Origin of the sequence: Cellulomonas sp. JZ18, assembly GCF_009720485.1 — a bacterium.
GTDB lineage: Bacteria > Actinomycetota > Actinomycetes > Actinomycetales > Cellulomonadaceae > Cellulomonas.
In genome coordinates this window covers 3,481,500-3,507,829 of the sequence record NZ_CP045245.1, presented here as the reverse complement: position 1 = coordinate 3,507,829, position 26,330 = coordinate 3,481,500, and the positions used below count along the sequence as shown (strand labels likewise).

Here is a 26,330-nt window from a genome sequence, read left to right as displayed (position 1 = left end):
CCGTGACCGCGGCGACGGGGGCGACGACGGGGACCTGCCCGGTGACCGCGGCGACGGCCGCCGGACGCGCGGCGGGGTCGACGACCGGGATCTGCCCCGTCATCGGGCCCGTGCGCGGGACGTCGGCCGCGGCCGGTGCCGCGGTGAACCGGGGCTTGCGGCCGGGGCGGCGGCGGAAGCGCCGCTCCTCGACGCCCTCGAGCGTCGTGGCGCGCCACACCGCGCCGCCGTTGAGCCGGCCGTCGGGCGGCGGCAGCCACGGCACCTTGCGGGAGAGCCAGACCCGGATCGTGGCGTGCTCGACGTCGAGCCGCCGCGCGAGCCGGGCGATGTCGTAGAGGTCGTCGAGCCCGCCGGCGTCGCCGTGCGGGGTCGGCGGCGTCCCCTCCGAGGTGGGGGCGACGGAGGGAGTCGACGGCGCGTCCAGGTCGGGCACGGGGGAAGCCTAGTGCCCGGCGACGCCGTGCCGTGTGACGGTCGCGTAACAGGATGTGCACACGATCTTCGCACCCGTCCGGGCTCAAGTGCACAGGTCGATCGTCCGACTCACCTAACGTGTTGCGCGTGAGTGACAGATTGCCGAGCCGTCGGCGTCGGTCGGGCGGCAGGCATGTCGCTCCGCGCCGTCAGCCGACCCCCCTCCGCCAGACCGCCCGGTGGAGCACGCCCCTGCCCGCGCGCCTCGCGCAGGGCGCCGTCGCCGTGGGCCTCGTGCTGAGCACGGGTGCCGTCGTCGTGACCGCGACCGCCGAGGAGCCGACCGCGACCCTCGCCGACCGGCAGGGCGACGAGACCCGCAGCGCGCCCGCCGTCGACCGCGCGGCGCTCGAGCGCACCGAGCAGCTGCGGTCCGAGGCCGTCGAGGTGGCGTCCGACGTCATCGAGCAGGCCTCCGTGGTGCGCGCCGACGCCGAGCAGGTGGCCGTCGCCCCCGAGGTCCTCGCGGAGCTCGACGCCGCGACCGCGGAGCTGCAGGCCGCCATCGCCCAGGTCGACGTCGCGCCGCTGACCCCGACCGACGCCATCCCGGACCGCGGGCAGGCGGCCTCGCGCTCGTCCGTCGACCGTGAGGCCCCCGCGACCACCGCCGAGCCCACGGCCGGCACGGACAGCGGGAGCGCGGCCACCCCGGCGCCGGAGGCCTCGCAGGGGCCGACGGCGGACCCGGCCGCCGTGCCCGCCGACCCCGCCGCCGAGGACGCGACCCTCCTCCCCGAGGGCGACGCACCGCAGCAGGCCTCCACCGTCCCCGACACCGGCGACCCGGCCACCGAGCCGCTGCGCGAGGCGCTCGACCGCGTCACCCGCGCCGCGGACGCCGCCCGTGCCTCCGCCGAGCAGAAGCGCGCGGAGGCCGCCGCCGCGCAGGCCGCCGCCGACGAGGCCGCCCGCGTCGCCGCCGAGCAGGCGGCCCAGCGCGCCGCGTGGAAGGCCTCGCTGCAGGGCTTCGCGAACGGGCGTGTGCCGGACTCCGCGCTGTGCGGCGTCGCCTTCGACGCGTCCGTGCGCCTGCGCTGCGACGCGGCCCAGGCCCTCGAGGCCCTCGACGCCGCGTTCGCCGCGCACTTCGGCCACCACCTCGACGTCACCGACTCCTACCGCTCCTACTCCGCCCAGGTGGCGTGCCGCGCCAACAAGGGCTCGCTGTGCGCGCGCCCGGGCACGTCGAACCACGGCATGGGCGTGGCGGTCGACATCGCCGGCGACGTGCAGTCGTTCGGCACCGCCGAGCACCAGTGGCTGCGTGAGAACGCCCCGGCGTACGACTGGACGCTGCCCGAGTGGGCGCGCGCCGGCGGCAGCAAGCCCGAGCCCTGGCACTGGGAGTACGTGGGCTGAGCAGGGAGGTCGTGACGTGCCGGTCCTACGATCGGCCGTATGACCGCGACGCCCCCGTCCGACCGGGACGAGCCGCTGGTCGGACGGGCGGGCGAGCTCGACGACCTCGACGCCCTGCTGGCCGGGGCGACGAGCGGGGCGGGCGTCACCGTGCTGCTGGAGGGCGAGCCGGGCGTCGGGCGCACCCGCCTCGTCGAGGCGCTGCAGCGCACGGCGGACCTCCTCGGGCTCGAGGTGCGCACCGGGCGCGCGGTCGGTCCGTCCGCCGGGCCGTACGCGCTGCTCGGCGACGCGCTGCTCGGCCCCGCCCACGGTCGCGGCACGGGCGGTGAGGCGCACGGCCCCGTGGTCGCCGAGCTCGCGGACCTGCTCGAGGTGCTCCCGCGCGAGCGCACCGACGCACCCGCCCGCTACGCCCGCGCCGACGAGCTGTTCGCGGCCCTCGTGCGGCGCAACGGCGAGCACGGTCCCTGGGTCCTCGTGCTCGAGGACCTGCACCTGGCCGACGCGTGCTCCCTGCGCCTGCTCGCCGCCCTCGCGGGCGAGGGCACGCTGCCGCACGCGCTCACCGTCATGACGACCAGGGCCGTCCCGCACCGCGACGAGCTCGCCTCGCTCGTCGCCGCGTGGACGCGTGCGGGCGCCCGCTACCTCGAGCTGCGGCCGCTCGGCGCGGCCGCGACCGTCGAGCTGGCGCAGACGCTGCTCGGCGCCAAGGTCGGCCCGCGGCTGCGCGGCGTCCTCGCGACGACGGGGGCAACCCGCGGCTCGTCGTCGAGGTGGTCCGCACCGCGCAGGCCTGCGGCGTGCTCGAGCAGCGCGACGGTGTCGTCGAGGCGGTCGGCACCGGGTGGCTCGAGGACCTGGACCGCGTGGGCCGGGCGCACGTCGAGCACCTGGGGCCGAGCGTGCTCGCCCTGCTCGGGCGCGCGTCGGTGCTGGGCTCGTCCTTCGTCGTGGGGGACCTGGCCGCGCTCGCGGGGGAGCCCGTCACCGAGTGCTGGCGGACGCTGCGGCACGGGCTCGCCGCCGGGGTCGTGCACGCGCGCGGCGACCGGCTGGTCTTCCGCCACGACCTCGTGCGCGCGGGCCTCTACGCGGGGCTGGAGCCGGAGGAGCGGCGCGCCCTGCACGCACGCGCCGCGTGGGCGCTGCGGGAGGCGGGCGCGCCGACGCACGTCGTCTCCGCCCACCTCGAGCGCGCGCGCTGACCCCTCGCGCGCGCCGCGGTCGGCTCCTAGGTTGGGTCCGGGGCGCGCGCCGCGCGTCCCGCGGCGCGGGCCGCCGGGCGGCGCCCTCGCCTCACCCCGGCACACCGAGGAGTCCCATGCCCACGCGCACCGCACGCACCGCCTGGAACGGTTCCCTGCAGGAGGGCAGCGGCCAGGTCGAGCTCTCCAGCTCCCGCGTCGGCACGTACGACGTGTCGTTCCCGAAGCGGGCCGCGGACGAGGCCGGCGGCACGACGAGCCCCGAGGAGCTCATCGCCGCCGCGCACTCGTCCTGCTTCGCGATGCAGCTCTCCGCGCTGCTCGGCGAGAAGGGCCACGCGCCCGAGTCGCTCGAGGTGACGGCCGACGTCACGCTCGAGCCGGACCCGGCCGGCGGCTTCCACATCTCGGGCATCGCGCTGAAGGTCCGTGGCGAGGTCCCCGGCATCGACGAGGCCGGCTTCCGCGAGGCCGCCGAGGGCGCCAAGGTCGGCTGCCCGGTGAGCAAGGCGCTCACCGGCACGACGATCACGCTCGACGCGCAGCTCGAGTCCTGACCGCCCCGCCCCCGCGCCCGGGGCCGCGCCGGACGCCCGGCGCAGGCCCCGGGCGCGGGGTGGGAGACTGCCGCCCGTGGCTGTGACGACCGAGAGGCCCGGTGCGGACGTCCGGGACGTGGTGCAGGCGCTGACGGGTGTCGTCCGCGGCGTGGTGGACGACTCGACGCGCCGGCGCGCCGAGTACTCCACCGACGCGTCGAACTACCGCGTCGTCCCGCGGGTCGTGGTGTTCCCCCGGGACACCGACGACGTGCTCGCGACCCTGCACGTCGCGCGGGAGACGGGGACGCCGGTCACCTCGCGCGGTGGCGGCACGTCCGTGGCCGGCAACGCCGTCGGTACCGGGATCGTCCTGGACTTCTCCCGCCACGTGAACCGCGTGCTCGAGATCGACCCCGAGGCGCGGACCGCGCGGGTCGAGCCGGGTGTCGTCATGTCCGCGCTGCAGCGCGCGGCCGCGCCGCACGGCCTGCGCTTCGGGCCCGACCCGTCGACGCAGGCGCGCGCGACGCTCGGCGGGATGATCGGCAACAACGCGTGCGGCCCGCGCGCGGTGGCGTTCGGGCGCACCGCGGACAACGTGGTGGACCTCGACGTCGTCGACGGCACGGGCCGGCGCTTCACCGCGCGCTCCGGCGCCGGCGCCCTGGACGTCGTGCCGGGACTGGACGGCCTCGTGCGCGGCGGCCTGGAGGTGATCCGCACCGAGCTCGGCCGGTTCACGCGGCAGGTGTCGGGGTACTCGCTCGAGCACCTGCTGCCCGAGAACGGCACCGACCTGGCGAAGGCCCTGGTCGGCACCGAGGGCACGCTCGTCACGCTGCTCGGCGCGACCGTGCGGCTCGTGCCGGTGCCGTCCGCGCCGGTGCTCGTCGTGCTCGGCTACCCGGACATGCCGTCGGCCGCCGACGCGGTCCCCGCGCTGCTCGCCCACCGGCCGCTCGCCGTGGAGGGCATGGACGCCCGGCTCGTCGACGTCGTGCGGCGGGTCCGGGGCGCGTCGGCCGTGCCCGACCTGCCGCCGGGTGCGGGCTGGATGATGGTCGAGGTCGGCGGCGAGACGCTCGACGAGGCGATGGCGAGCGCCCGCGCGCTCGCGGCCGACGCGGGCACCGACGCGGTCGGCATCTTCCCGCCCGGGCCGCAGGCCGCGGCGATGTGGCGGATCCGCGAGGACGGTGCGGGCCTCGGCGGGCGCACGCCGGCGGGGGAGCAGGCCTGGCCGGGCTTCGAGGACTCGGCGGTGCCGCCGGAGCGGCTCGGGGCGTACCTGCGCGAGCTCGAGGCCCTCATGGCCTCCCACCGGGTGGACGGGCTCGCGTACGGGCACTTCGGCGACGGGTGCGTGCACCTGCGCATCGACATGCCCCTGGTGGAGTCCGGGCAGCCGCTGCGCGCGTTCATGGAGGACGCGGCGGCGCTGGTCGCCGCGCACGGCGGCTCGCTGTCGGGGGAGCACGGCGACGGGCGGGCCCGCTCGGAGCTGCTGCCGGTCATGTACTCCGAGCGCGCGATCAACCTGTTCGGGGCGGTCAAGGACCTGTTCGACCCGCGCGACCTGCTCAACCCCGGCGTCCTCGTGCGGCCGAACCCGCTCGACGCCGACCTGCGCCGCCCGGCCGCCCGCCCGCTGCTCGCGGGCTCCGGCGGGTTCGCCTTCGCGCACGACGGCGGCGACATGACGACGGCCGTGCACCGCTGCGTCGGCGTCGGCAAGTGCCGCGCCGACAACCGCGCGGCCGGCGGGTTCATGTGCCCGTCGTACCTGGCCACCAAGGACGAGCGGGACTCCACCCGCGGCCGGGCGCGCGTGCTGCAGGAGATGGCGAACGGCACGCTGGTGACGAAGGGCTGGTCGTCCCCCGAGGTGCACGACGTGCTCGACCTGTGCCTGTCCTGCAAGGCGTGCTCGTCCGACTGCCCCGCGGGCGTCGACATGGCGCAGTACAAGTCCGAGGTCCTGCACCGCACGTACCGCGGCCGGCTGCGGCCGGTGAACCACTACGCGCTGGGGTGGTTGCCGCGCTGGACGCGGCTGGTCACCGGGCTGCCGGGGCTCGCGTCGCTCGCGAACGCCGTGCTGCGCGTGCGGCCGCTCGCGAAGGCGGTGCTCGCGGCGGGCGGCATGGACACGCGCCGCACGATGGTCTCGTTCGCGTCCGTGCCGTTCCGCGCGTGGTCGCGGACGGCGGGTGCCCGGTCCGGCGACGTGCGGGTGGTGGGGTCGGCGGCGGCCGACGGTCTGCCGACGGCGCCCGAGGGTGCGTCGGCCGGCGGCCGGCGTCCGCCCGTCGTGCTGTGGACCGACTCGTTCAGCGACACGCTGTCGCCGTCCGTGCCGCACGCGGCCGTGCGCGTCCTGCGGGACGCCGGCTACGAGGTGCTGGTCCCGGACCACGACGCGTGCTGCGGCCTCACGTGGATCAGCACCGGGCAGCTCGACGGCGCGCGCAGGCGGCTCTCGCACCTGCTCGAGGTGCTCGGCCCGTTCGCGGTCAACGGCGTGCCGATCGTCGGCCTGGAGCCGTCCTGCACCGCGGTGCTGCGCAGCGACCTGCTCGACCTGCTCCCCGACGACCCACGCGCGAAGGCCGTCGCCCGCGAGACGCGCACGCTCGCCGAGCTGCTCATGGCGCCCGCGCCCGTCGGCCCGGGGGACCGCTGGTCGCTGCCGGACCTGTCCGACGTCACGGCCGTCGTCCAGCCGCACTGCCACCACCACTCCGTCATGACGTACACCGCGGACCGCCGCCTGCTCACGCAGGCGGGCGCGCAGTTCTCCGCGCTGGCCGGGTGCTGCGGGCTCGCGGGCAACTTCGGCATGGAGAAGGGGCACTACGACGTGTCGGTCGCGGTCGCGGAGGCGTCGCTGCTGCCGGCGCTGCGGGACGCGCAGCCGGGCGACGTGTTCCTCGCCGACGGCTACTCGTGCCGGACGCAGGCCGACCACCTCGCGGGCGTGCAGGGCGTGCACCTCGCCGAGCTGCTGGCGGCGCACCTGCCGGAGCGGTCGGCGACGGCCTGACCGGTGCGGCTCAGCCGCCGAGGCCCTGCGCCGCCATCCACGCGGGGTCCGGCTCGACGGGCTGGACGAGCTCGACCACCAGCCCGTCGGGGCCGGCGGCCTGGAACCGGCGCTGCCCCCAGGGCTCGGTGACGAGGTCCTTGAGCACGGTGACGCCGGCGGCGGTCATGCGCGCGTGCTGCCCGTCGACGTCGGGCACGACCAGCGCGAGCATGGCCCCGCCGACGCCGGCCGCCGGTGCCGGCCACGTCGCGTGGTCGCCGCGGACGAAGTCGACGCGGACGTCCTCGCGGTCCGGGTGCTGTGTGCTGACGTACCAGCCGAGGTCGACCAGCGTGCGGAAGCCGAGGTGCTCCGCCAGCCACGCGCCGGCGGCGGTCGGGTCCGTGGCGGCGTAGGCGACGCCGATCTGCTGCACGTGCACGTGTCCTCCTGGGTCCGGGGCTGCGGGCGGGGGCGAGTCTGCCGCAGCCGGGCCGCGCGGGGCGACGAACGGGGGCTGCCGGTCAGTCGCTGCCGGGTCGGTCGCTGCCGGGTCGGGCTGTGCCGGGTCGGTCGCCGCCGGCGACGCGGTCGAGCACCTGGGCGACGACGCGGCCGTCGAGGTCGGCGTCGCCGGACCCGAGCAGCGCGTGCAGGAACAGCCCGTCGCCGACGAGCTGCACGAGCCGGGAGAGGACCGGGTCGTCGATCGTCCGGCGCAGGCCCGCGGCCCAGCCGTCGAGGTAGGCCGCCATGCGCTCCTGCGCGGGCGCGTACGTGCCGAGCAGTCGCAGCGCCGCGAGCATCGTGCGCTCCTCGGGTCCCTCGGCCGTCTGCGAGCCGTCGAGGAACCAGCGCGCGGCGCGGACGGGGTCCGTCGGGGTGGCGGCGTCGGCGGCGGCGGCCTCCGCGGCGAGGCGGTCGAGCAGGCCCGCGAACAGGTCGTCCTTGGAGCGGAAGTGGTAGAGCAGGCCGCCCTTGGAGACGCCCGCGCGCTGGGCCACGACGTCGAGCGTCGCGCCCGCCGGGCCGCCCTCGAGCAGCACGTCCTGGAGCGCGTCGAGGATGCGGTCGCGCGTCGAGGCCATGCGGCGAGCGTAGTGGGGACCGTCACCGTGGACCGGCCGGACGGTGCGGTGCTACTGTACCGGCTGGACGGTATAGCCACGCGGCGCGCTCGACGCTGCCGCGTCCGGTGCGGGGCAGGGACCCGCACCGTGCGCCCGTCCCCCGGGGCCCCGCCCGGTCACGCGGGAGACCACGACAGGAACCACCGTGTCCACGCACACGACCGCACCCACGCCCCCGGCCACCGCGACGACGCCCCGCGCGGGGGCCCGCGAGTGGCTCGCCCTCGCCGTCCTCATGCTCCCCGTGCTGCTGGTGAGCATCGACACGACGGTGCTCTCCTTCGCGCTGCCGCAGATCTCGCTCGCGCTCACCCCGTCCGCCGACCAGCTGCTGTGGATCGTCGACGTCTACCCGCTCATGCTCGCCGGCCTGCTCGTCACCATGGGCACGCTCGGCGACCGCGTCGGGCGCCGCCGCCTGCTGCTGATCGGCTCCGCCGGGTTCGGGCTCGTCAGCCTGCTGGCCGCGTGGTCGTCCGACGCGTCCCACCTCGTCGCCGCCCGTGCGCTGCTCGGCGTCTTCGGCGCCACCCTCATGCCCTCGACGCTGTCGCTGCTGCGCAACGTCTTCCTCGACGACGCCCAGCGGCGCCTCGCCATCGCGATCTGGGCGTCCGGGTTCGCGGGCGGCTCCGTGCTGGGGCCGGTGGTCGGCGGCTGGCTGCTGGAGCACTTCTGGTGGGGCTCGATCTTCCTGCTGAACGTGCCGGTGCTGCTCGTGCTGCTCGTCGTCGCGCCGTTCGTCCTGCCCGAGTCGCGCAACCCCTCGGCCGCGCGCCTCGACGTGCCGAGCGTCGTGCTCGCGACCGTCGGCATGCTGCCGCTGGTGTACGGCATCAAGACGACCGCCGGGCACGGCGTCGGCGCACTCGGACTGGGCGCGCTGGCGGTCGGTGCCGCGCTCGTCGCCGTGTTCGTGCGCCGGCAGGTGCGCCTGGCCGACCCGCTGCTCGACGTCGCGCTGTTCCGGCGGCCGGTGTTCGCCGCGTCGGTCGGCGCCAACTTCACGGCGTCGTTCGCGCTCGCCGGGCTCGTGCTCGTCGTCTCGCAGGTGCTGCAGCTCGTCGTCGGGCTGTCGCCGCGCGAGGCCGGGACGGCGCTGCTGCCGGGCGCGGTCGCGTCGATCGTGTCGGGGCTCGTCGCCGTGCGCCTCGCACGGGTCGCCCCGCGGTGGGCGCTGGTGCCCGCGGGCATGCTGCTCGCCGTCGCCGGGTACGCGCTGGGGGCCGTCGTCGCGCAGGACGTCGGCACGGGCGGCATCGTCGCGGTCTTCTGCCTGGTCGGCGCGGGCGTCGGCCTCGCCGAGACGCTGACCAACGACGCGATCCTCGCCTCCGTGCCACCCGAGCGTGCCGGTGCGGCGTCCGGCATCTCCGAGACGTCGTACGAGCTGGGCGCGTCCCTCGGCGTCGCGGTGCTCGGGTCCGTCCTCAACGCCGTCTACCGCGCCGACCTCGTCCTGCCCGCGGCCGTCGACGGGCCCGACGTCGACGCCGCCCGCCAGACCCTGGGCGGCGCCGTGGCGGTGGCCGACGGGCTGCCCGGCCCGGTCGGTGCGCAGGTGCGCGCGGTCGCCGAGGCGGCGTTCACGCACGGCGTCGCGGTGACGTCCGCGGTCGCGGCGGCCGCGCTCGCGCTCGTCGGCCTGCTCGTCGGCGTCGTCCTGCGCCGCGCGGGCCTGGGCCGCGCCGTCGACGCCTGACCCCACCCCCCGCCGCCCCCGTCCGTCGAGCGCGGTACCTACGGCGCGAGCGCGGGTGATACGACTACCGCGCTCGTCGCGCACCTACCGCGCTCGGCGGAGGGGCCGGGGACGGGGCGGCCGGGCGGGTGGACGTCGGCCCGTGGGGCGCGTCAGGGTGGGGGCATGCTCGTCGCGTTCTCCGTCGCCCCGCTCGGTGCGGGCGAGTCCGTGTCCGAGGCCGTCGCCGACGCGTTGCGCGTCGTGCGCGCGTCCGGGCTGCCGCACCGCACCGACGCCATGTTCACCACGCTCGAGGGGGAGTGGGACGAGGTGATGGACGTCGTCAAGCGCGCCACCGAGGCGGTCGGGCGGCACGGCGACCGGGTGAGCCTCGTGCTCAAGGCCGACATCCGACCCGGTCGCACCGGCGAGCTGCAGGCCAAGGTGGACCGCGTCGAGGCCCTGCTCGCGGACGACTGACGGACCCGTGCGCAGGCGACGGACGTCACCTGTGCGGGGGTGACGACGGGCTGACGTGGCCCGTCCCGGCATGGGACAGTGGTGGCCCGTGAGGCGCGTGCGGATGACGCGCGCCCACGGCGACGGTGCACGGCCCCGGCGCGGGCGCGTGCCCAGAAGGGGCCCGGACGCGACATGCCGATCTTCGAGCTCGACGAGGGGCGCCCCCGTCTCGTCCAGCCGATGCAGCCGCTCGCCGGGTCGTTCGCGCAGGAGGTCGGCGCCCTCGTCACGCACCACCTGGCCGCGATCGCCGGGGAGCCCCTGTTCGTCGTCCGCTCGCGCGCGGGTGCCGCCGACCGCGGCGACCTGCCCGAGCTCCTCGCGCTCGACGCCGCCGGCCGCCCCGTCGTCGTCGAGGTCGCCCAGGTGCTCGACGACGACGCGATCGTCGCCGCGCTGCGCCACGGCGGCGCCGCCGGGCGCATGACGACGTCCGACCTCGCCCGGGCGTACCACGCCGACCCCAGCCGGTTCGCGGTCGACTTCGCGGCGTTCCGGGAGCACGTGCCGGCGGGCGCGCAGACGAGCCGCCGCGACGGCGTGCGGCTGCTGCTGCTCTGCTCGGAGGTCGCCGCGGAGGCGGCGGACACGCTCGGCTTCCTGCGGGGCCGGCGCGGCAGGTCGAGGTGCTGCAGGTCGGCGTCGTGCGCGGGGACGAGCGGCGCCTGCTCGACGTGTCGCCGCTCGCGCTGCACGAGGGCGCGCGCCGCTCGGTGGAGCCGACCGCACTGCGGCTCGTGCGGTCCAGCGAGGGCTTCGCGTCCGTCGCCTACGAGGACCAGCAGCGCGGCCCCACGGCCCCGGTGCGCAAGGCGCCCCCCACGGGGGAGCTGCGCGCGGTGACGCCGCCCGTCCGTCCCGAGCCGCCCGCGCCCGTGCCGATCGGCCGCCGCGGGACGGTCACCGAGCCGACCCCCTTGCCGTTCCGGACCGCCGGACCCACGCCGGAGCCGCCGCCGCAGCGCGAGCCGCTGGACAGCCGCGCCCCGTCCGACCGGCCCGACGCGGGCGCCGGGGCGGCCACGCGCGCGGACGCGCCGACGCTCACGCCCGTCGCCGGGCTGCGTCTGCGGGTGCCCGGCGGCCAGGCGGACGAGGACGCGGACGCCGACACCGCGCCCACGCCGGTGGTCCGCACGCCGGACGCGCTCACCGCGGACCCGCTCACCGCGGCGCCCTCGGCCCCCGCCCCCTCGGGCACGACCACCGGCGCGGAGCGTCCCGCACCCGCGCGCGAGGGGTGGCCGTACCCGCAGCTCGCGATGCTCGCGAAGCGCCGCCGGGCCGTCACCACGCTCGTGTGGGCGCGGGAGCGCCGCGGGCAGCGGTTCACGGCACTCCTGATGCCCGACGGGCTCGTCGAGCTCCCCGACGGCACGCGCGTCGCGTCGCCGGACGAGGCGGCGACCCTCGTCTCCGGCGTCGAGGGCGTGGACGGGTGGCGCGCGTGGCGGCTCGGCGACGGCGGTCCGACGCTCGCGGAGGCGACGGACTCGCTCTGACGTGCGCCCGGGCCGGCCGGCCCCGTCAGCCCCAGCCGTACGCCGCGAGCCAGCGCGTGACCTCGGCGTAGAACCGCTCGCGGGCCGGCCGCGCCGACAGCGTGAGGTCGTGCATGCCGCCGGGGACCCGCACGAGCGTGCTCACCGGGCCGAGGTGGATGGTCCGGCGGGCGATCGCCTCGGTGTCGAGCACGATGTCCGCCGAGCGCATGTCGTCGGTCCAGCGCGGGCTGATGAGCGTGCGCGACGACAGCGCCGTGAGCACGGGGACGTCGATGCCGAGCCCGCGCGCGACCGTCGCGTGGCCCGCGATCACCGCGCGCAGCCAGCCGGCGCGGACGGGGAACGACGGGGTGGGGCGCCACCGCTCGTCGACGGTCCACTCGCCGCCCGTCGCCGCCGCGATCGTGCGCGCGTAGTACCCGGGGTCGATGTTCGGCAGCGGGGCGCGCGGCTGGAAGCGCGCGATCTGGTGGATCGCGGGCGCGCTGACGTGCCGCACGATCGAGGACCCCTGCAGCTCCAGCCACGGGCTGTTGAGCACGAGCCCGCTGACCTGCCCCGGGTGCCGGGCCGCCCACAGGGACAGCGTGAGCCCGCCGGTCGAGTGGCCCATGAGCAGGATCCGCGCGACGGGACCGAGCTCGGCGCGCACGCGTGCGAGGGCCAGGCCGATCTCCTCGTCGTAGGTGCGCAGGTCCTCGACGTACCCGGGGGTCTGGTGCGGGCGCAGCGAGCGCCCGTACTTGCGCAGGTCGAGCGCGTAGAACGCGGCGCCGAGGCCGTGCCAGTAGTGGGCGAGGGGCGCCTGGAAGAAGTAGTCGGACCAGCCGTGCACGTACAGCACGGCGCGTGCGGGCCGCAGGTCGGGGTCGGGCCGGTGACGCACGAGCGTCGCGACGACCGGTCCCTCGTCGTCGTCCGCGAGCGGCAGCAGCCGCGCCTCGAAGCCGTCCCCGAGGACGTCGGGCCGCCACGCGTCGGCGCGCAGGTCGTCCGACGTCCACGCCGGCGGGGCGGACGTGGCGGGCACGTCGGGCGCGGGCGGCACCGGCGCGCCCGGCGGCGGACCGACGGGCGCGCCGGTGCCCGTCGTCGGCTCCACGTGCGCTCCTCCCCGCCGGACGGCGTCAGACCTCGAGGACGATCTTGCCGAACTGCTCCCCGCGCCACATGCGACCCAGCGCGTCGGCCGCGCGCGCCAGCGGGTAGGTCGAGTCGACGAGCGGGCGCACACCCGTGCGCGCGAGGAACGCGAGCACCTGCCCGAGCTCGTCCCGCGTCCCCATGGTCGCCCCCACGACGCTGATCTCCTGGAAGAACACCCGGGTCAGCGACGCGGGCGCGGGGTCGCCGGACGTCAGGCCGGCGACGACGACCCGGCCGCCCGGCCGGACCGAGCGGACCGAGTGCTCCCACGTCGCGCGCCCGACGCTGTCGAGGACGACGTCGACGCGGCCGACGCGCGCACCGGGCTCGACCGCCGCCGCGGCACCGAGCGCGAGCGCGCGCTCGCGGCGGCCCGCGTCCCGGCCGGTCACGACCATCTCCAGGCCCGCCGCCGCGCCCAGCTGGACGGCCGCGACGGACAGCCCGCCGCCCGCGCCCTGCACGAGCACGCGCTGCCCCGGCTGGGCCCCGCCGGACCGGAACAGCATGCGGTACGCGGTCAGGTACGCGGTCGGGACGCACGCCGCCTCGACCCAGCCCAGCTCCGGCGGCTTGGGCACGACGTTCCACGCGGGCACGGCGACGCGCTCGGCGAGCGTGCCCGGGTAGCGCTCGGAGAGCAGCGAGCGCGGCTCGTCCGGGTCGACGCCGCGCCCGTCCGGCCCGCCCACCACGGCGTGCACGACGACCGGGCGGCCGTCCTCGGTCACGCCGGCGGCGTCCGTGCCGAGCACCATCGGCAGCCGGTCGGCGCCCAGCCCCACGCCGCGCAGCGACCACAGGTCGTGGTGGTTGAGGGACGCCGCACGCACCTCGACCGTGGTCCACCCGGCCGGGGGGTGGGCGAGGACGTCCGGCTCGGAGGCGTCGCCGACCTCGAGCCCGGACAGCGGGTCGTCGGCGGAGAACGCGGTGACGCGGGCGCTCAGCATGCCGTCACGCTAGCCCTGCCGTGCCCGCTCACCCGACCCGCACCCCGCGTCGCTGACACGCGGCGTCCGTGCGCCCGCCCCGGGGGCGCCGGCCTCACAGCAGCGGGAGGACGCGGCCGAGGTCCGGCACGGCGTCCGACGTGTAGCGCGCGCGCAGGGCGTCGGCGAGCACGTCGACGTCGTACGTGATGCGTCCCGCCGCCAGGCGCACCCACGTGCGGGCGTCGGTCACCTCGAGGTCCCAGCCGCCGCGCGCGACGACGATCGCCAGCAGCTCGTCGGCCACGAGCCCGAGCGCGCGGGGGTGGACGGGGTCCGGCACGGCGTCGGCGGGGCGGGCGCGGCGGACCGAGACGAGCAGGTCGTCCGCGTGGACGACGAGCTCGACGACGCGGGTGACGACCATCGTCGACAGCCGGACCGGTCCGCGCCGGGCCTGCACGACCGGGTCGCCGGGGCCGAGCGCGTCGAGGCGTGCGAAGGCCGCCCCTGCGCTGCGCTCGACCGCCCGACCGGGTCGTCGGCGTGCTCGGCGGCCAGCCGCCGGGTGGTCTCCGCGATGTCGTCCGCGTGCGCGGCGTACGAGCGCAGGTACTCGGCGAGCGAGAGCGGGGCCGCGCCGGGGGCGGCCGGCGTGCACACCGTCAGGGCCTCCAGCGCGCGGCCGAGGTGGGCCCACAGCTCCCCGACCGTCCAGCCGTCGAGCACGGACGGTGCGGCGGCGAGCGTCGGGTCCCCGACCTGGTCGACCCAGCGGCGCAGGCCGTCCCACTGGTCCTGGAGGGCGGCCCTCGCGGTGGCGACGTCGGCTCCGGTGCGCATCCGCCCATCGTGCCGCGCCGCCCGGCCGCCGGGCATCACCCGCGCGTGCGTCCCGGTCAGCGGTGGCCGGCGCGCTCCCGCAGGAAGTCCGTGACCAGGGCGCCGACCTGGTCCTCCTCGATGAGGAAGCCGTCGTGACCGTGCGCGGAGCGCACGTAGCGCACGGGTCCGGCCCCGGGCACCCCGGCCGCGACGCGCTCCGACTGCGCGGGCGGGAACAGCCGGTCGGAGTCGACCGCGACGACGAGCCCGCGCGCCGTGACCTGGGCGAGCGCCGCCTCCACGCCACCGCGGTCACGCCCCAGGTCGTGCGTGATCATCGACCGCGTGAGCGTCACGTAGGTGTTCGCGTCGAACCGCCGCGCGAGCTTGTCGCCGTGGTGGTCCAGGTAGGACTGGACGGCGAAGCGGCCGCCCTCGAGCGGGTCCTCGGCCCCCTGGGGGATGCGCCCGAAGCGCTCGTCCAGCTCCGCCGCGGAGCGGTACGTCTGGTGCGCGATCTGCCGGGCGATGCCGAGGCCCACGTGCGGGCCGTCGCCGTCGGCGGCGTCGTAGTAGTCGCCGTCGCGGTAGCGCGGGTCGGCGAGGATCGCGTTGAGCTGGGTGTGGAAGCCGGCGATCTGGTCGCCGCCGGTCTGCGCGCACGTCGCGATCGCCGCGAACGACTCGACGCGCTCCGGCGCGGAGGCGGCCCACTCGAGCACGCGCAGCCCGCCCATCGACGCGCCGATGACGAGCGCCCAGCGGTCGATCCCCAGCAGGTCCGCCAGCCGAACCTCCGCGGCGACCTGGTCACGCACGGTCAGCAGCGGGAACCGGCTGCCCCACGGCCGCCCGTCCGGCGCGGTGGAGGCCGGGCCGGTCGAGCCCTGGCAGCCGCCCAGCACGTTGGGCGCGACGACGAACCAGCGGTCGGTGTCGATCGGCGCTCCCGGCCCGACCATCGACTGCCACCAGCCGGCCGTCGGGTGCCCGTCCCCGGCGGGACCGGTGACGTGCGAGTCACCCGTCAGGGCGTGCAGCACGAGCACCGCGTTGCCGCCGTCCGCGTCGAGCTCGCCCCACGTCTCGTACGCCAGGCGCACGGCGGGCAGGCGGCCGCCCGACTCGAGCGCGAACGGGCCGAGGTCCGCGAACTGCCGTCGCCCGACGGGGTCCCCGTCGCGCCACGCCGCGCTCGCGGGGACCGGTCCGCGGGCGGGCAGCGGCCGCCGCGCGCCCAGGGTGGCCCCGCGGCGCGTCCACCGGCCCAGGTCGGGCGCGGCGCCGGCGGCGTCGCCCGCCCCGCCCGGCATCGCCGCACCGGGACGCGCGGGGACGCGTCGGACGGTGCGGGGGTGCCGGGGCGGGGCGGGGCGTCGTCATGCGGGTGGTGCTCCTCGTGTCGCGGTCCGTGCTCAGGCGCCCTTGGCGGCCCGGAAGCCGGCGTCCAGGTCGGCCAGGATGTCGTCGACGTGCTCGATGCCGACCGCGAGCCGCACGAGGCCCGGCGTCACGCCCGAGAGCTCCTGCTCCTCGGGGGTCAGCTGGCTGTGCGTCGTCGACGCCGGGTGGATGACGAGCGAGCGCACGTCCCCGATGTTCGCCACGTTCGAGTGCAGCTCGAGCGCCGAGACGAACGCCTGACCGGCTGCCGAGCCGCCCTCGAGCTCGAACGCGAGGACGGCACCGGCGCCCCGGGGAGCGTACTTCAGCTGGTTCGCGTGCCACGGGCTGGACTCCAGGCCCGCGTAGTGCACCCGCACGACGTCTTCGCGCGCCTCGAGCCACTCCGCGACCTTCTGCGCGTTGGCCACGTGCCGCTCGACGCGCAGCGACAGCGTCTCGATGCCCTGCGCGATGAGGAACGCGTTGAACGGGCTGATCGCGGCACCGAGGTCCCGCAACAGCTGCACGCGCGCCTTGAGGACGTAGGAGAGGTTGACGCCGAACGCGCCGCCGACGCCGAGGTCCCGCGCGAACACGAGCCCGTGGTACGACGGGTCGGGCTGGTTGAAGTTCGGGAAGCGCTCGGGGTGCTGCGCGTAGTCGAACGTGCCGCCGTCGACGATCACGCCGCCGATCGCCGAGCCGTGCCCGCCGAGGTACTTCGTCGCCGAGTGCACGACGACGTCGGCGCCCCACTGCAGCGGGTTGACCAGGTACGGCGTCGCGACGGTGTTGTCCACGACCAGCGGCACGCCGACCTCGTGCGCGACGCCCGCGACCGACTCGATGTCCAGCACGTCGGACTTGGGGTTCGGGATGGTCTCGGCGAAGAAGAGCTTGGTGTTCGGCCGGACCGCGTCGCGCCACGCCTGCGGGTCGTGCGGGTCGGCGACGAACGTCGTCTCGATGCCAAGCTTCGGCAGCGTGTAGTGCAGCAGGTTGTACGTGCCGCCGTAGAGCGACGGGCTCGCGACGACGTGGTCGCCGGCCTCCGCCACGTTGAGGATCGCGAACGTCTCGGCCGCCTGGCCGGACGCGAGCAGCAGCGCGCCGACGCCGCCCTCGAGGTCCGCGATGCGGTTCTCGACGACCTCCTGCGTGGGGTTGCCGATGCGCGTGTAGATGGGGCCGAGCTCCTTGAGCGCGAACCGGTCCGCCGCCTGCTGCGCGGAGTCGAAGACGAACGACGTCGTCTGGTAGATCGGCAGGGCGCGGGCGCCGGTGGCGGCGTCGGCGGTCTGGCCCGCGTGGATCTGGCGGGTCTCGAAGCTCCAGCTCTCGTTGCTCATGGGTGCTGCTCCTGGGGGCGGCGCCGGGGACCGGCGGTCGGGACGGGGGAGACCCGAGGAGCGCGCTGCCGTCGCCCGCCCGCGGGGGTGGTGCGCACGGGACGAGCCGGGGCTCGGCGGCGGCCGCGTGGAGCGACCGGCCGCGGGTACGGCCGAGCGTGCGCTGGTCAGCGACACATTCGGCGGGACATGTGACCGAGCGTACGTGCGGCGTCCCGAGAGGCGGTACGCGCGTCTCGCCCACTGGGACGAACGGCCGGTACCGAAGGGGCCGCGCGCCGACGTCCCGGCGCTCGCGGGAGGGCCCGGACGAGGGGTTCACCCGGTCGGCCGAGAAGGTCTGTCCGGGTTGCTCCCGAACCACACGGATGTGACTTCTGGGACGTGTGTGACAGGTGTTCACCAGAGGGAGAGGCGCGGGTAGCGTGCCGAAGGTGCACGACGACACGACGCCCGCGGCCGCCCCGACGGACGGCCCGGCGGACACCCGCCCGCGCGCTGCCGCCGCACCCCGCGCCGACCTCGCCGCCCCCCGCGCCACCGCCCGGCCGGGCGCCTGGACGCGCCACCGGCGCGTGCTCGCGGTGGCCCCCGTCGGCCTGCTGACGCTGGGCCTCGTCGCGTCGCCCGCGACGCTCGCGGACGCCGCGCCGAGCGACCGGGACGTGCGCGACGCCCGTGCCGCCGTCGGCCAGGCGCAGCGGTCGGTCGCGCAGATGGAGGTGCGCCTCGCGGAGCTCGCCGCCTCGGCGGACGCCGCCGAGGTCGCGGTCCAGGGGGCGGGCGAGGACTACGCGCAGGCGCTCGCCGACGCGGACGCCGCACGGGCCCGTGCGCAGGAGGCCGCGGCCCGGTCCGAGGCCGCCGGCGCCGAGGCGGAGGAGGCGCGCCAGCGGCTCGTCGCGGTGGCCCGGCAGCTCGCCCGCTCGGGCGGCTCGGTCGAGGCGCTGGAGGCCGTGCTGTCGGCCGACGGCTTCCAGGACGTCGCCCGGCGGTCCACGGCGCTCAACCGTGCGACCGGCAAGGCCGACGAGGCCGTCCAGGCGTTCAAGGCCGCGCTGCTCGTCGCCGAGACGATGCAGAAGCGGTCGACGCAGGCCGCGGCCGAGGCCGAGGACGCCGCGGCCGCCGCCGAGGACGCGCTCGCGGCGGCGCAGGACGCGCAGGCGGCCGCCGACGCCTCCCTGAGTGCCGGCCAGGCCGAGCGCGAGGGCCTCATCGCCGCGCTCGCGGCCGCCCGCCAGACGAGCGCCGAGGTCGAGCGCGCCCGCCAGGACGCGCTCGACGCCGAGCGCCGGGCCCGTGCGGAGGCCGCGGCGCAGGCGGAGCGCCTGCGCCCGGCGGCCGCACCGTCCGGAGGCTCCGCGGCCCCGGCCGCACCGGCCCCGGCCAACCCGGCGCCCGCGAACCCGGCGCCCGCCCCCGCGAACCCGTCCCCCGTGAACCCGGCCCCGGCCAACCCCGCACCGGCCCCCGCCCCTGCCCCCGCACCGGCGCCCGCACCGGCGCCCGCCCCTGCCCCCGCACCTGCGCCCGCCCCGCCCCCGCTCCGGCACCCGCCCCGAGCACCCCCTACGGGCTCGGTACGGGCACCTCGCGCGGCTCCGCCGCCGCCGGCGCCGCCGCCGTCGCGTGGGCGCAGAGCAAGATCGGCCTGCCGTACGTCTGGGGCGGCACGGGCCCGAACGGGTACGACTGCTCGGGCCTGACCTCCGGTGCGTGGCGCTCCGCAGGGGTCAACCTCAACCGCACGTCCAGGGAGCAGTACAAGCAGGTCCTCAAGATCTCCTACGACCAGATGCGCCCCGGCGACCTCGTGTTCTGGGGCAGCAACCCGAACAACCCCGACTCCATCACGCACGTCGCCGTCTACGCCGGCAACGGCCAGATCGTCGAGGCGTCACGCCCCGGGGTCCCGCTGCGCCAGGTCGCGATGCGCTGGTCGGGCACCATGCCGTTCGCCGGCCGCCCCTGACCCTGCGGCGTCCCGCCGGCCTCGTCGGTCCCGGCGGGCCCGGACGCGACGACGCCCGGCCACCCTCGCAGGAGGGGGCCGGGCGTCGTCGTGCGCCGCGGCGGGGCGGCGGTCAGTGGCCCGTGTCGTACCCGGCGTCGATCGCCCGCTGGCGCGAGCGCTCGATCTCGGCCTCCGCCTCGGCGCGGCCCACCCAGTGGGCGCCCTCGACGGACTTGCCGGGCTCGAGGTCCTTGTAGACCTCGAAGAAGTGCTGGATCTCCAGGCGGTGGAAGTCCGACACGTCGTCGATGTCCTGGCGCCAGGCGGCGCGCTGGTCGCCCGTCGGGACGCACAGGACCTTGTCGTCGCCGCCGGCCTCGTCGCGCATGCGGAACATGCCGAGCGCGCGGCAGCGGATCAGGCAGCCCGGGAACGTGGGCTCCTCGAGCAGCACGAGCGCGTCGAGCGGGTCGCCGTCCTCACCGAGGGTCCCCTCGATGAAGCCGTAGTCGTCGGGGTAGCGGGTCGAGGTGAAGAGCATGCGGTCGAGGCGGATGCGCCCGGTCGCGTGGTCCACCTCGTACTTGTTGCGCTGCCCCTTGGGGATCTCGATCGTGACGTCGAACTCCACTGTGCTTCCTCCACGCGTCCCCACCCGCCGGCCCTCGGTGCGGACTCAGGTGACCTTGGGCGCGTCGTCTCCCCGGGCGCCGTTGTCTCGGACAGTAGTGTGGCGCACCGGCGGGGCGGTACCGGTACCCGCACGAGCAGGGCGGGTGACGATGACCACAGCGGCGCGCGTGGCGGGCACCGCCGCGCTCGTCCTCGTGCTCGGCGCGGGGGCGTACGCGACGGCGGACGCCCACGACGTCGTCCCCGGGCTGGTGACGCTCGCACCGCCCGTGCCGGACCCGTCGCCGTTCCCGACGGCGCCCGGCGCGACCGAGCCGACAGCCGTCGCGCGGGCCCTGGCGGACCTCGACCCGCAGGTGCCGCCGCCGTCGTCGGCGGGTGTGCAGGCGCTCGTGGACGCGCTCGTCGCGGACCCGCGCCTGGGCCCCTCGGTGGGTGTGGTGGTGGCCGACCAGCTGACGGGCGACGTGCTCGCGGCGCACCAGCCGGACGCGGGCCGCGTGCCCGCGTCCACGGCCAAGCTCCTCACCGGGGTCGCGGCGCTCTCGCAGCTGGACCCCGACGCCCGGCTCGCGACGCGCGTGCTCGCGCTCGACGGGGACCGCATCGCCCTCGTCGCCGGCGGCGACGTGATGCTCGCCGCGGGCGAGGGGGACCCCGACGCCGTGCTCGGGCACGCCGGCATGGCGGACCTCGCGCGTGCCACGGCGGGTGCGCTGGCGCTGCGCGGCACGACGACGGTCGAGCTCGTCGTCGACGACACCCTCTTCAGCGGACCGACCGAGCACCCGGTCTGGGACCCCGACTACGTCGACATGGGCTTCACCGCCCCCGTCACGCCGCTCGCCGTCGACCTCGCCAAGCTCCGCCCCGGCGACTACCCGCCGCGCGCGGCCGACCCGTCGGTCGCGGCGGCGGAGGTCTTCGCGCAGCGGCTCGCCGAGGCCGGCGTCACCGTGCAGGGGAGGCCGACGCGTGCGTCCTCGCCCGCCGAGGGCCCCGAGCTGGCGCGCGTCGAGTCGGCCCCGATCGCCGACGTCACGCACTACTTCCTCGACACCTCGGACAACACGGTCACCGAGGTGGTCGCGCGGCTGGTCGCCGTCGACGCGGGCCTGCCGGGCAGCTTCGAGGGCGGGACGCAGGCGGTGCTGCGCGCGGTGGGGGCGCTGGGCGTCGACGTGACCGGCGCGCGGCTCGTGGACGCGTCGGGCCTGGCGACGACGTCGTCGCTGTCGCCGTCGCTGCTCGTCGACCTGGTGCGCCTCACGGCGGACCCCGCGCACCCGACGCTGCGGGACGTCGGGACGGGGATGCCCGTCGCCGGCCTGACGGGCACGCTGCACGACCGCTTCACGTCCTCGCCCGCACGGGGGCTCGTGCGCGCCAAGACGGGCAGCCTGCCCGCGGTGACGTCGCTGGCCGGCACCGTGCTGGACGCGCAGCGGCGTCAGCTCGCGTTCGTCGTGATGGCGGACCAGACGCCCCCGGGCGGGCAGTGGGCGCCGCGGCAGGCGGTGGACGGCTTCGTCACCGCGCTCGCCGCCTGCGGCTGCCGCTGACCCCGGAGGACCCCGGACGCCGCCGGCCGCGGTGACGCGGGCCGCTCGGTCGACCGGGCCGTGGACCGGGCCCGGCCCGGCCCGCCCCGCGGCCTGCCGCGGGGTTACCGTGACCCGATGGACCCCGCCACCGCCGGACCCGTCGACTGGCACGCCGCCGCCCGCGTCGCCGGACGCCTCGCCGCGCCGGGCCCGACGGCCGGCCGGGACGAGCTCGCGGCGCTCGTCGCCGAGCTGCGCACGTCGGCGGGCGTCGCCGCACGGCACGTGGTGGACGCCACGGGCATGGCCCCCGCGGACGGGCGGCCGGCGGACGTCCTCGCCCGCGTCCACGTCGTCGACCGGCCGCGCTGGGCGCAGGCCAACGCGGAGATGTTCGCCGTCATGGCCGCCCCGCTCGCGCGGCGCAGCGACGGCACCCCGGTCGAGGTCCCGGACGCGGCCCGCCTCGCCGCCGCCGCGCAGGCGGGCGGCGTGCTCGCGCTCCTGGCGGGGAAGGTGCTGGGGCAGTTCGACCCGTTCACGGCGGGTGAGGGGGAGGTCGGGCGGCTGCTGCTCGTGGCGCCGAACGTGCTGCAGGTCGAGCGGGCGCTCGGCGTGGACCCGCACGACTTCCGGCTCTGGGTGTCGCTGCACGAGCAGACGCACGCCCTGCAGTTCGCCGCGGCCCCGTGGCTCGCCGCGCACCTGCGCGCCCGCTCCGCCGAGCTGCTGTCCGACCTCGCCGACCTCGCGCCCCGCCCCGACCGGCCCCGCGACCGCGCGGCGCGGACGGCGGGGCCGCGCCTCGAGGACCTGCTCGGCGCCCTCGTGCGCGCCGTCACCGGCCCGGAGGGGTCGGGGGGCGTGCTCCAGGTGCTCACGCCGCGGCAGCGGACCGTGTTCGACGAGGTCAGCGCGGTCATGGCGCTGCTCGAGGGGCACGCGGACGTGATGATGGACGAGGTCGGCCCCCGGGTCGTGCCGAGCGTGCGCAGCATCCGCCGCGCGTTCGAGCGCCGGCGCGACCAGGCGGCGCGCGCGGGCGGGGTCGAGCGCGTGCTGCGTCGCCTGCTCGGCCTCGACCTCAAGCTGGCGCAGTACCGCGACGGCGCGGCGTTCGTGCGGGCCGTGCGCCGCACGGTGGGTCCCGACGGGTTCAACGCGGTGTGGTCGGGCGCCGCCGCGCTGCCGACGGCCGCCGAGGTCGGCGACCCGGCCGCGTGGGTGCGGCGCGTGCACGGGTGAGCGGACCGGCCCCCGCCGTCGCCGCGGTGCGCACGGCGGTGCGGCGCGCGCTCGCGGACGTCCCGGGCGGCGCGACCGTGCTCGTCGCGTGCTCGGGCGGTGCCGACTCCCTCGCGCTCGCGGCGGGTCTCGCGCACGAGGCGCGGCGCCGCGCGCGCACGGGCAGCGCCCTCGTCGCCGGTGCGGTCGTCGTGGACCACGGTCTGCAGGAGGGGTCGGCCGCGGTCGCGGAGACCGCGGCGCACGCGTGCCGCGCGCTGGGCCTCGACCCGGTGCGCGTGGTGCGCGCCGACGTCGGCGCCGCGGGCGGTCCGGAGGCCGCGGCGCGCGAGGCCCGGTACGGCGCGCTGCACGAGGTGGCCCGGGAGGAGCGCGCCGCCGCGGTGCTGCTCGGCCACACGCTCGACGACCAGGCGGAGGGCGTGCTGCTCGCGCTCGCGCGGGGCTCCGGCGAGCGCGCGCTGGCGGGCATGCGCCCGGTGCGTGGCGTGCTCCGCCGTCCGCTGCTCGCGCTGCGCCGCGCCGACACGGAGGCGGCGTGCGCCGCGCAGGGGCTCGTCCCGTGGCAGGACCCCACGAACGGGCGCGGGGCGGGCACCGGGCCGGACGCCGGTGCGCTGCCGCTGCGCAGCCGTGTCCGGCGGGACGTCCTGCCGCTGCTGGAGGAGGTCCTCGGCCCCGGCGTCGCACCGGCGCTCGCGCGCACGGCCGACGCCCTCGCCGAGTCCGCGGACGCCCTCGACGCGCTCGCGGCCGACCTGCTCGCGGACGCGCTGCGACCGGGGGACGGGGACGTCCTCGCGCTCGACGTCGACGCCCTCGCGGCCGCGCCCGCGGCGCTGCGGCGGCGCGCGCTGCACACCGCGGCGACGCGCGCGGGGGTCCCCGCGGGCGCCCTCGCGCGCACGCACGTCCTGGCGGTCGAGGCGCTCGTCGTCGACTGGCGGGGGCAGGGCGACGCGCACCTGCCGGGCGGACGGGTCGCACGCCGGGCGTGTGGCAGGCTCTACCTCGGCCGGCCCGACGCCACGTCGGGTGCAGCGGCCCGCGCGCGGCGGCGCGACGACGACGAGCACGACGGGCGGGAGTGAGACGTGGACGCGTCGGACATGGGCGACGACCTCGAGCGGGTGCTGCTGAGCGAGGAGCAGCTGCACGCGCGGCTCGACGAGATCGCGGCGCAGATCGATGCGGACTACGCCGGGCGGGAGGTGCTGCTCGTCGGCGTGCTCAAGGGCGCGGTCATGGTGATGGCGGACCTGGCCCGGCGGCTGAGCGTGCCGCTCGCGATGGACTGGATGGCCGTCTCGTCCTACGGGTCGGGCACGAAGTCGTCCGGCGTCGTGCGGATCCTCAAGGACCTGGACACCGACCTCACCGGCAAGAACGTCCTCATCGTCGAGGACATCATCGACTCCGGGCTGACGCTCAGCTGGCTGCTGTCGAACCTGCGCTCGCGCGGGCCGGAGTCCGTCGAGATCGCGACGATGCTGCGCAAGCCGGAGGCCGCCAAGGTGGAGGTGCCGGTGCGCTACGTCGGCTTCGACATCCCGAACGAGTTCGTCGTCGGCTACGGCCTGGACTACGCCGAGCGGTACCGCAACCTGCCGTTCGTGGGCACCCTCGCCCCGCACGTGTACGGCGACTGACCCGACCGGACGCCGGTCCACCGCGCGGCTGTGCCCTGGGCGAACACCCAGGGAACGTCCAGCGCCGCCGTGTACCGTCGAGGCCCGGTGTCCCTGCGAGCGGAGGATGAGGGGCCAGGCCCCGATCGCCCATGAACCTCAAGCGTCTCGTCCGCGGCCCCCTGCTGTGGGTCGCACTGGCCGTCGTCCTCACGGTGGTCGCCTTCAGCATGCTGCGCGTCCCCGCGGTCCAGCAGGTCGACACGTCCACGGGCCTCGAGCTGCTCGAGGACGGCAAGGTCGAGCAGGTCCTCATCACCGAGGGCACGCAGCGCGTCGACCTGACCCTCTCCGAGGCGTACAAGCCCGACGAGGACACGGACCTCGGCACGCAGGTCTACTTCTTCTACGTGACGCCGCAGGGCGAGCAGGTCGTCGACGCGGTGACCGCGGCCGACCCCGCCGAGGGCTTCACGTCGAAGGTGCCGCAGCCGTCCTGGTGGGGCAGCCTGCTCGGCATCCTGCTGCCGTTCGTCATCATCCTGGGCCTGTTCTGGTTCCTGATGTCGAACATGCAGGGCGGCGGCTCGCGCGTCATGAGCTTCGGCAAGTCGCGCGCCAAGCTCGTGAGCAAGGAGTCGCCGAAGGTCACGTTCGCCGACGTCGCGGGCGTGGACGAGGCGCTCGAGGAGCTCCAGGAGATCAAGGAGTTCCTCTCCGAGCCCGCCAAGTTCCAGGCCGTCGGCGCGAAGATCCCCAAGGGCGTGCTGCTGTACGGCCCGCCCGGCACCGGCAAGACGCTCCTCGCGCGCGCCGTCGCGGGCGAGGCGGGCGTCCCGTTCTACTCGATCTCGGGCTCGGACTTCGTCGAGATGTTCGTCGGCGTCGGCGCGAGCCGCGTGCGCGACCTGTTCCAGCAGGCGAAGGAGAACTCGCCGGCGATCATCTTCGTCGACGAGATCGACGCCGTCGGCCGGCACCGCGGCGCGGGCCTCGGCGGCGGGCACGACGAGCGCGAGCAGACGCTCAACCAGATGCTCGTCGAGATGGACGGGTTCGACGTCAAGACGAACGTCATCCTCATCGCCGCGACCAACCGGCCGGACATCCTCGACCCCGCGCTGCTGCGCCCCGGTCGCTTCGACCGCCAGGTCGCCGTCGAGCCGCCGGACCTCAAGGGCCGTGAGCGCATCCTGCAGGTGCACGCGCAGGGCAAGCCGATGGCGCCGGACGTCGACCTCACGGCCGTCGCGCGCCGCACGCCCGGCTTCACGGGTGCCGACCTCGCGAACGTCCTCAACGAGGCGGCGCTGCTCACCGCGCGCAAGAACGCGCAGATCATCGACGACCACGCGCTGGACGAGGCGATCGACCGCGTCATCGCCGGGCCGCAGAAGCGCACCCGCGTGATGAACGTCAAGGAGCTGAAGATCACCGCGTACCACGAGGGCGGGCACGCCCTGGTCGCGGCGGCGCTGCGCTACACCGACCCGGTGACGAAGGTGACGATCCTGCCGCGCGGGCGCGCCCTCGGCTACACGATGGTCATGCCGGTCGAGGACAAGTACTCCACGACGCGCAACGAGCTGCTCGACCAGCTCGCGTACGCGATGGGCGGCCGCGTCGCGGAGGAGCTCGTCTTCCACGACCCCACCACGGGCGCCAGCAACGACATCGAGAAGGCCACCGCGACCGCGCGGAAGATGGTCACGCAGTTCGGCATGAGCGCGCGCCTCGGCGCGATCAAGCTCGGCCAGGAGTCGAGCGAGGTCTTCCTCGGTCGCGACGTGGGCCACCAGCGCGACTACTCGGAGGACGTCGCGGCGGCGATCGACGTCGAGGTGCGGGCGCTCATCGAGCGCGCGCACGACGAGGCCCGCGAGATCCTCGTGGAGTACCGCGACGTGCTCGACCACCTCGTCCTCGAGCTGCTCGAGAAGGAGACGCTGAACGCCGAGCAGCTCGCGCAGGTCTTCGCGCCGATCACCAAGCGCCCCCCGCGCGACGTGTGGCTCTCGGGCGAGGACCGCGCGGTGAGCGACCGCGGACCCGTCATGACGCCGGCCGAGAAGGCGGCGCAGAACGGCCACCCGGTCGTCCCGCAGGACGAGGCAGCCGCGGCGAGCGGCGAGCGTCCGGCGACCGCGGTCGTGGAGGTGCCGCCCGGCCAGACCCCGGACACCGGCGGGCAGCACTGACGTGGGGGAGCGGACGGAGGCGGGCGTGA

23 protein-coding genes and 2 pseudogenes are annotated in these 26,330 nt (G+C 76.8%); 16 read left to right on the top strand and 9 right to left on the bottom strand.

What is annotated here, in order from left to right:
- Positions 1-711 precede the first annotated feature (711 nt).
- The 5 genes and pseudogenes from GC089_RS15815 (at position 712) to GC089_RS15800 (ending at position 6,635) form a co-directional block, all read left to right on the top strand.
- Complete coding sequence (locus GC089_RS15815; protein ID WP_155378439.1) at positions 712-1,839, top strand: D-alanyl-D-alanine carboxypeptidase family protein; 1,128 nt, start codon at positions 712-714, stop codon at positions 1,837-1,839.
- Between the two features lie 39 nt (positions 1,840-1,878).
- Positions 1,879-2,340: pseudogene (locus tag GC089_RS19385) on the top strand (ATP-binding protein); the annotation flags it as partial.
- A 305-nt stretch (positions 2,341-2,645) separates the two neighbouring features.
- Positions 2,646-3,050 (top strand): hypothetical protein, encoded by a 405-nt coding sequence (locus tag GC089_RS19380; protein ID WP_230684880.1) that lies wholly within the window; start codon positions 2,646-2,648, stop codon positions 3,048-3,050.
- A 116-nt stretch (positions 3,051-3,166) separates the two neighbouring features.
- A complete protein-coding gene (locus GC089_RS15805; RefSeq protein ID WP_155378438.1) occupies positions 3,167-3,607 on the top strand; it encodes an OsmC family protein in 441 nt (146 codons plus the stop codon).
- 76 nt (positions 3,608-3,683) lie between these two features.
- Positions 3,684-6,635: an FAD-binding and (Fe-S)-binding domain-containing protein gene (locus GC089_RS15800; protein ID WP_155378437.1), complete on the top strand. Its 2,952-nt coding sequence runs from the start codon at positions 3,684-3,686 to the stop codon at positions 6,633-6,635.
- A gap of 10 nt (positions 6,636-6,645) precedes the next feature.
- On the opposite strand, the gene GC089_RS15795 is transcribed toward GC089_RS15800, so the two are convergent.
- Both GC089_RS15795 and GC089_RS15790 read right to left on the bottom strand, forming a co-directional pair.
- Positions 6,646-7,059, bottom strand: coding sequence for a VOC family protein (locus tag GC089_RS15795; RefSeq protein WP_155378436.1), 414 nt, complete (start codon positions 7,057-7,059; stop codon positions 6,646-6,648).
- Positions 7,060-7,141: 82 nt separating this feature from the next.
- The gene (locus tag GC089_RS15790) at positions 7,142-7,705 is read right to left on the bottom strand and encodes a TetR/AcrR family transcriptional regulator (RefSeq protein ID WP_155378435.1); all 564 of its coding nucleotides are present in this window, start codon (positions 7,703-7,705) and stop codon (positions 7,142-7,144) included.
- A gap of 187 nt (positions 7,706-7,892) precedes the next feature.
- Here GC089_RS15790 and GC089_RS15785 point away from each other — a divergent pair, with 187 nt between their 5' ends.
- The 4 genes from GC089_RS15785 to GC089_RS19370 all read left to right on the top strand — a co-directional run bounded on the left by GC089_RS15785 (position 7,893) and on the right by GC089_RS19370 (position 11,455).
- Positions 7,893-9,449 carry an MFS transporter gene (locus GC089_RS15785; RefSeq protein WP_155378434.1) on the top strand — a complete coding sequence of 519 codons (1,557 nt, stop codon included), beginning with the start codon at positions 7,893-7,895 and terminating at the stop codon, positions 9,447-9,449.
- A gap of 165 nt (positions 9,450-9,614) precedes the next feature.
- Positions 9,615-9,911: an MTH1187 family thiamine-binding protein gene (locus GC089_RS15780; RefSeq protein WP_136518424.1), complete on the top strand. Its 297-nt coding sequence runs from the start codon at positions 9,615-9,617 to the stop codon at positions 9,909-9,911.
- A 174-nt stretch (positions 9,912-10,085) separates the two neighbouring features.
- Positions 10,086-10,796 (top strand): hypothetical protein, encoded by a 711-nt coding sequence (locus GC089_RS19375; RefSeq protein ID WP_230684879.1) that lies wholly within the window; start codon positions 10,086-10,088, stop codon positions 10,794-10,796.
- 419 nt (positions 10,797-11,215) lie between these two features.
- Complete coding sequence (locus GC089_RS19370) at positions 11,216-11,455, top strand: hypothetical protein (protein WP_230685268.1); 240 nt, start codon at positions 11,216-11,218, stop codon at positions 11,453-11,455.
- Between the two features lie 25 nt (positions 11,456-11,480).
- Here the strand turns inward: GC089_RS19370 and GC089_RS15770 are convergent, their stop codons facing one another.
- The 6 genes and pseudogenes from GC089_RS15770 to GC089_RS15745 all read right to left on the bottom strand — a co-directional run bounded on the left by GC089_RS15770 (position 11,481) and on the right by GC089_RS15745 (position 17,096).
- On the bottom strand, positions 11,481-12,488 hold the full coding sequence (locus GC089_RS15770; protein ID WP_196250928.1) for an alpha/beta hydrolase: 1,008 nt from the start codon (positions 12,486-12,488) through the stop codon (positions 11,481-11,483).
- 97 nt (positions 12,489-12,585) lie between these two features.
- Positions 12,586-13,557, bottom strand: a complete 972-nt coding sequence (locus tag GC089_RS15765; protein WP_155378433.1) for a zinc-binding dehydrogenase — start codon at positions 13,555-13,557, stop codon at positions 12,586-12,588.
- Positions 13,558-13,651: 94 nt separating this feature from the next.
- Positions 13,652-13,963, bottom strand: coding sequence for a hypothetical protein (locus GC089_RS19365; protein WP_230684878.1), 312 nt, complete (start codon positions 13,961-13,963; stop codon positions 13,652-13,654).
- 77 nt (positions 13,964-14,040) lie between these two features.
- Positions 14,041-14,379 (bottom strand): annotated as a pseudogene (locus GC089_RS20225) (maleylpyruvate isomerase N-terminal domain-containing protein); the annotation flags it as partial.
- Positions 14,380-14,435: 56 nt separating this feature from the next.
- Positions 14,436-15,674: a homoserine O-acetyltransferase gene (locus GC089_RS15750; RefSeq protein WP_230684877.1), complete on the bottom strand. Its 1,239-nt coding sequence runs from the start codon at positions 15,672-15,674 to the stop codon at positions 14,436-14,438.
- A gap of 102 nt (positions 15,675-15,776) precedes the next feature.
- The gene (locus tag GC089_RS15745) at positions 15,777-17,096 is read right to left on the bottom strand and encodes a bifunctional o-acetylhomoserine/o-acetylserine sulfhydrylase (RefSeq protein ID WP_155378430.1); all 1,320 of its coding nucleotides are present in this window, start codon (positions 17,094-17,096) and stop codon (positions 15,777-15,779) included.
- A gap of 434 nt (positions 17,097-17,530) precedes the next feature.
- Here GC089_RS15745 and GC089_RS15740 point away from each other — a divergent pair, with 434 nt between their 5' ends.
- Both GC089_RS15740 and GC089_RS19360 read left to right on the top strand, forming a co-directional pair.
- Entirely contained in the window at positions 17,531-18,805 is a 1,275-nt protein-coding gene (locus GC089_RS15740; RefSeq protein ID WP_230684876.1) for a glycoside hydrolase, read from the top strand.
- Complete coding sequence (locus GC089_RS19360) at positions 18,745-19,071, top strand: C40 family peptidase (protein WP_370514121.1); 327 nt, start codon at positions 18,745-18,747, stop codon at positions 19,069-19,071. The genes GC089_RS15740 and GC089_RS19360 overlap by 61 nt, the downstream gene beginning before the upstream one ends.
- Before the next feature lie 112 nt (positions 19,072-19,183).
- Here GC089_RS19360 and GC089_RS15735 read toward each other — a convergent pair whose 3' ends face one another.
- A complete protein-coding gene (locus tag GC089_RS15735; RefSeq protein ID WP_155378429.1) occupies positions 19,184-19,684 on the bottom strand; it encodes an inorganic diphosphatase in 501 nt (166 codons plus the stop codon).
- 151 nt (positions 19,685-19,835) lie between these two features.
- Between GC089_RS15735 and dacB the strand changes: the two genes are divergently transcribed.
- From dacB to ftsH, 5 genes are all read left to right on the top strand, one after another.
- Complete coding sequence (gene dacB, locus GC089_RS15730; RefSeq protein WP_155379283.1) at positions 19,836-21,248, top strand: D-alanyl-D-alanine carboxypeptidase/D-alanyl-D-alanine-endopeptidase; 1,413 nt, start codon at positions 19,836-19,838, stop codon at positions 21,246-21,248.
- A 117-nt stretch (positions 21,249-21,365) separates the two neighbouring features.
- Positions 21,366-22,475, top strand: coding sequence for a zinc-dependent metalloprotease (locus GC089_RS15725; protein ID WP_155378428.1), 1,110 nt, complete (start codon positions 21,366-21,368; stop codon positions 22,473-22,475).
- Positions 22,472-23,566, top strand: a complete 1,095-nt coding sequence (gene tilS / locus GC089_RS15720; protein ID WP_155378427.1) for a tRNA lysidine(34) synthetase TilS — start codon at positions 22,472-22,474, stop codon at positions 23,564-23,566. The genes GC089_RS15725 and tilS overlap by 4 nt, the downstream gene beginning before the upstream one ends.
- A gap of 3 nt (positions 23,567-23,569) precedes the next feature.
- Entirely contained in the window at positions 23,570-24,124 is a 555-nt protein-coding gene (gene hpt, locus GC089_RS15715; protein ID WP_155378426.1) for a hypoxanthine phosphoribosyltransferase, read from the top strand.
- A gap of 131 nt (positions 24,125-24,255) precedes the next feature.
- Complete coding sequence (gene ftsH / locus GC089_RS15710; RefSeq protein WP_155378425.1) at positions 24,256-26,301, top strand: ATP-dependent zinc metalloprotease FtsH; 2,046 nt, start codon at positions 24,256-24,258, stop codon at positions 26,299-26,301.
- Positions 26,302-26,330 lie beyond the last annotated feature (29 nt).

What these genes read in the sequence shown, in the direction of transcription:
- GC089_RS15805 (WP_155378438.1), top strand. Translation starts at nt 3,167, where the DNA reads ATGCCCACGCGCACCGCACGCACCGCCTGGAACGGTTCCCTGCAGGAG.
- GC089_RS15790 (WP_155378435.1), bottom strand. Translation starts at nt 7,705, where the DNA reads ATGGCCTCGACGCGCGACCGCATCCTCGACGCGCTCCAGGACGTGCTG.
- GC089_RS15780 (WP_136518424.1), top strand. Translation starts at nt 9,615, where the DNA reads ATGCTCGTCGCGTTCTCCGTCGCCCCGCTCGGTGCGGGCGAGTCCGTG.
- GC089_RS19375 (WP_230684879.1), top strand. Translation starts at nt 10,086, where the DNA reads ATGCCGATCTTCGAGCTCGACGAGGGGCGCCCCCGTCTCGTCCAGCCG.
- GC089_RS19370 (WP_230685268.1), top strand. Translation starts at nt 11,216, where the DNA reads ATGCTCGCGAAGCGCCGCCGGGCCGTCACCACGCTCGTGTGGGCGCGG.
- GC089_RS15765 (WP_155378433.1), bottom strand. Translation starts at nt 13,557, where the DNA reads ATGCTGAGCGCCCGCGTCACCGCGTTCTCCGCCGACGACCCGCTGTCC.
- GC089_RS19365 (WP_230684878.1), bottom strand. Translation starts at nt 13,963, where the DNA reads ATGGTCGTCACCCGCGTCGTCGAGCTCGTCGTCCACGCGGACGACCTG.
- GC089_RS15750 (WP_230684877.1), bottom strand. Translation starts at nt 15,674, where the DNA reads ATGCCGGGCGGGGCGGGCGACGCCGCCGGCGCCGCGCCCGACCTGGGC.
- GC089_RS15745 (WP_155378430.1), bottom strand. Translation starts at nt 17,096, where the DNA reads ATGAGCAACGAGAGCTGGAGCTTCGAGACCCGCCAGATCCACGCGGGC.
- dacB (WP_155379283.1), top strand. Translation starts at nt 19,836, where the DNA reads ATGACCACAGCGGCGCGCGTGGCGGGCACCGCCGCGCTCGTCCTCGTG.
- GC089_RS15725 (WP_155378428.1), top strand. Translation starts at nt 21,366, where the DNA reads ATGGACCCCGCCACCGCCGGACCCGTCGACTGGCACGCCGCCGCCCGC.
- ftsH (WP_155378425.1), top strand. Translation starts at nt 24,256, where the DNA reads ATGAACCTCAAGCGTCTCGTCCGCGGCCCCCTGCTGTGGGTCGCACTG.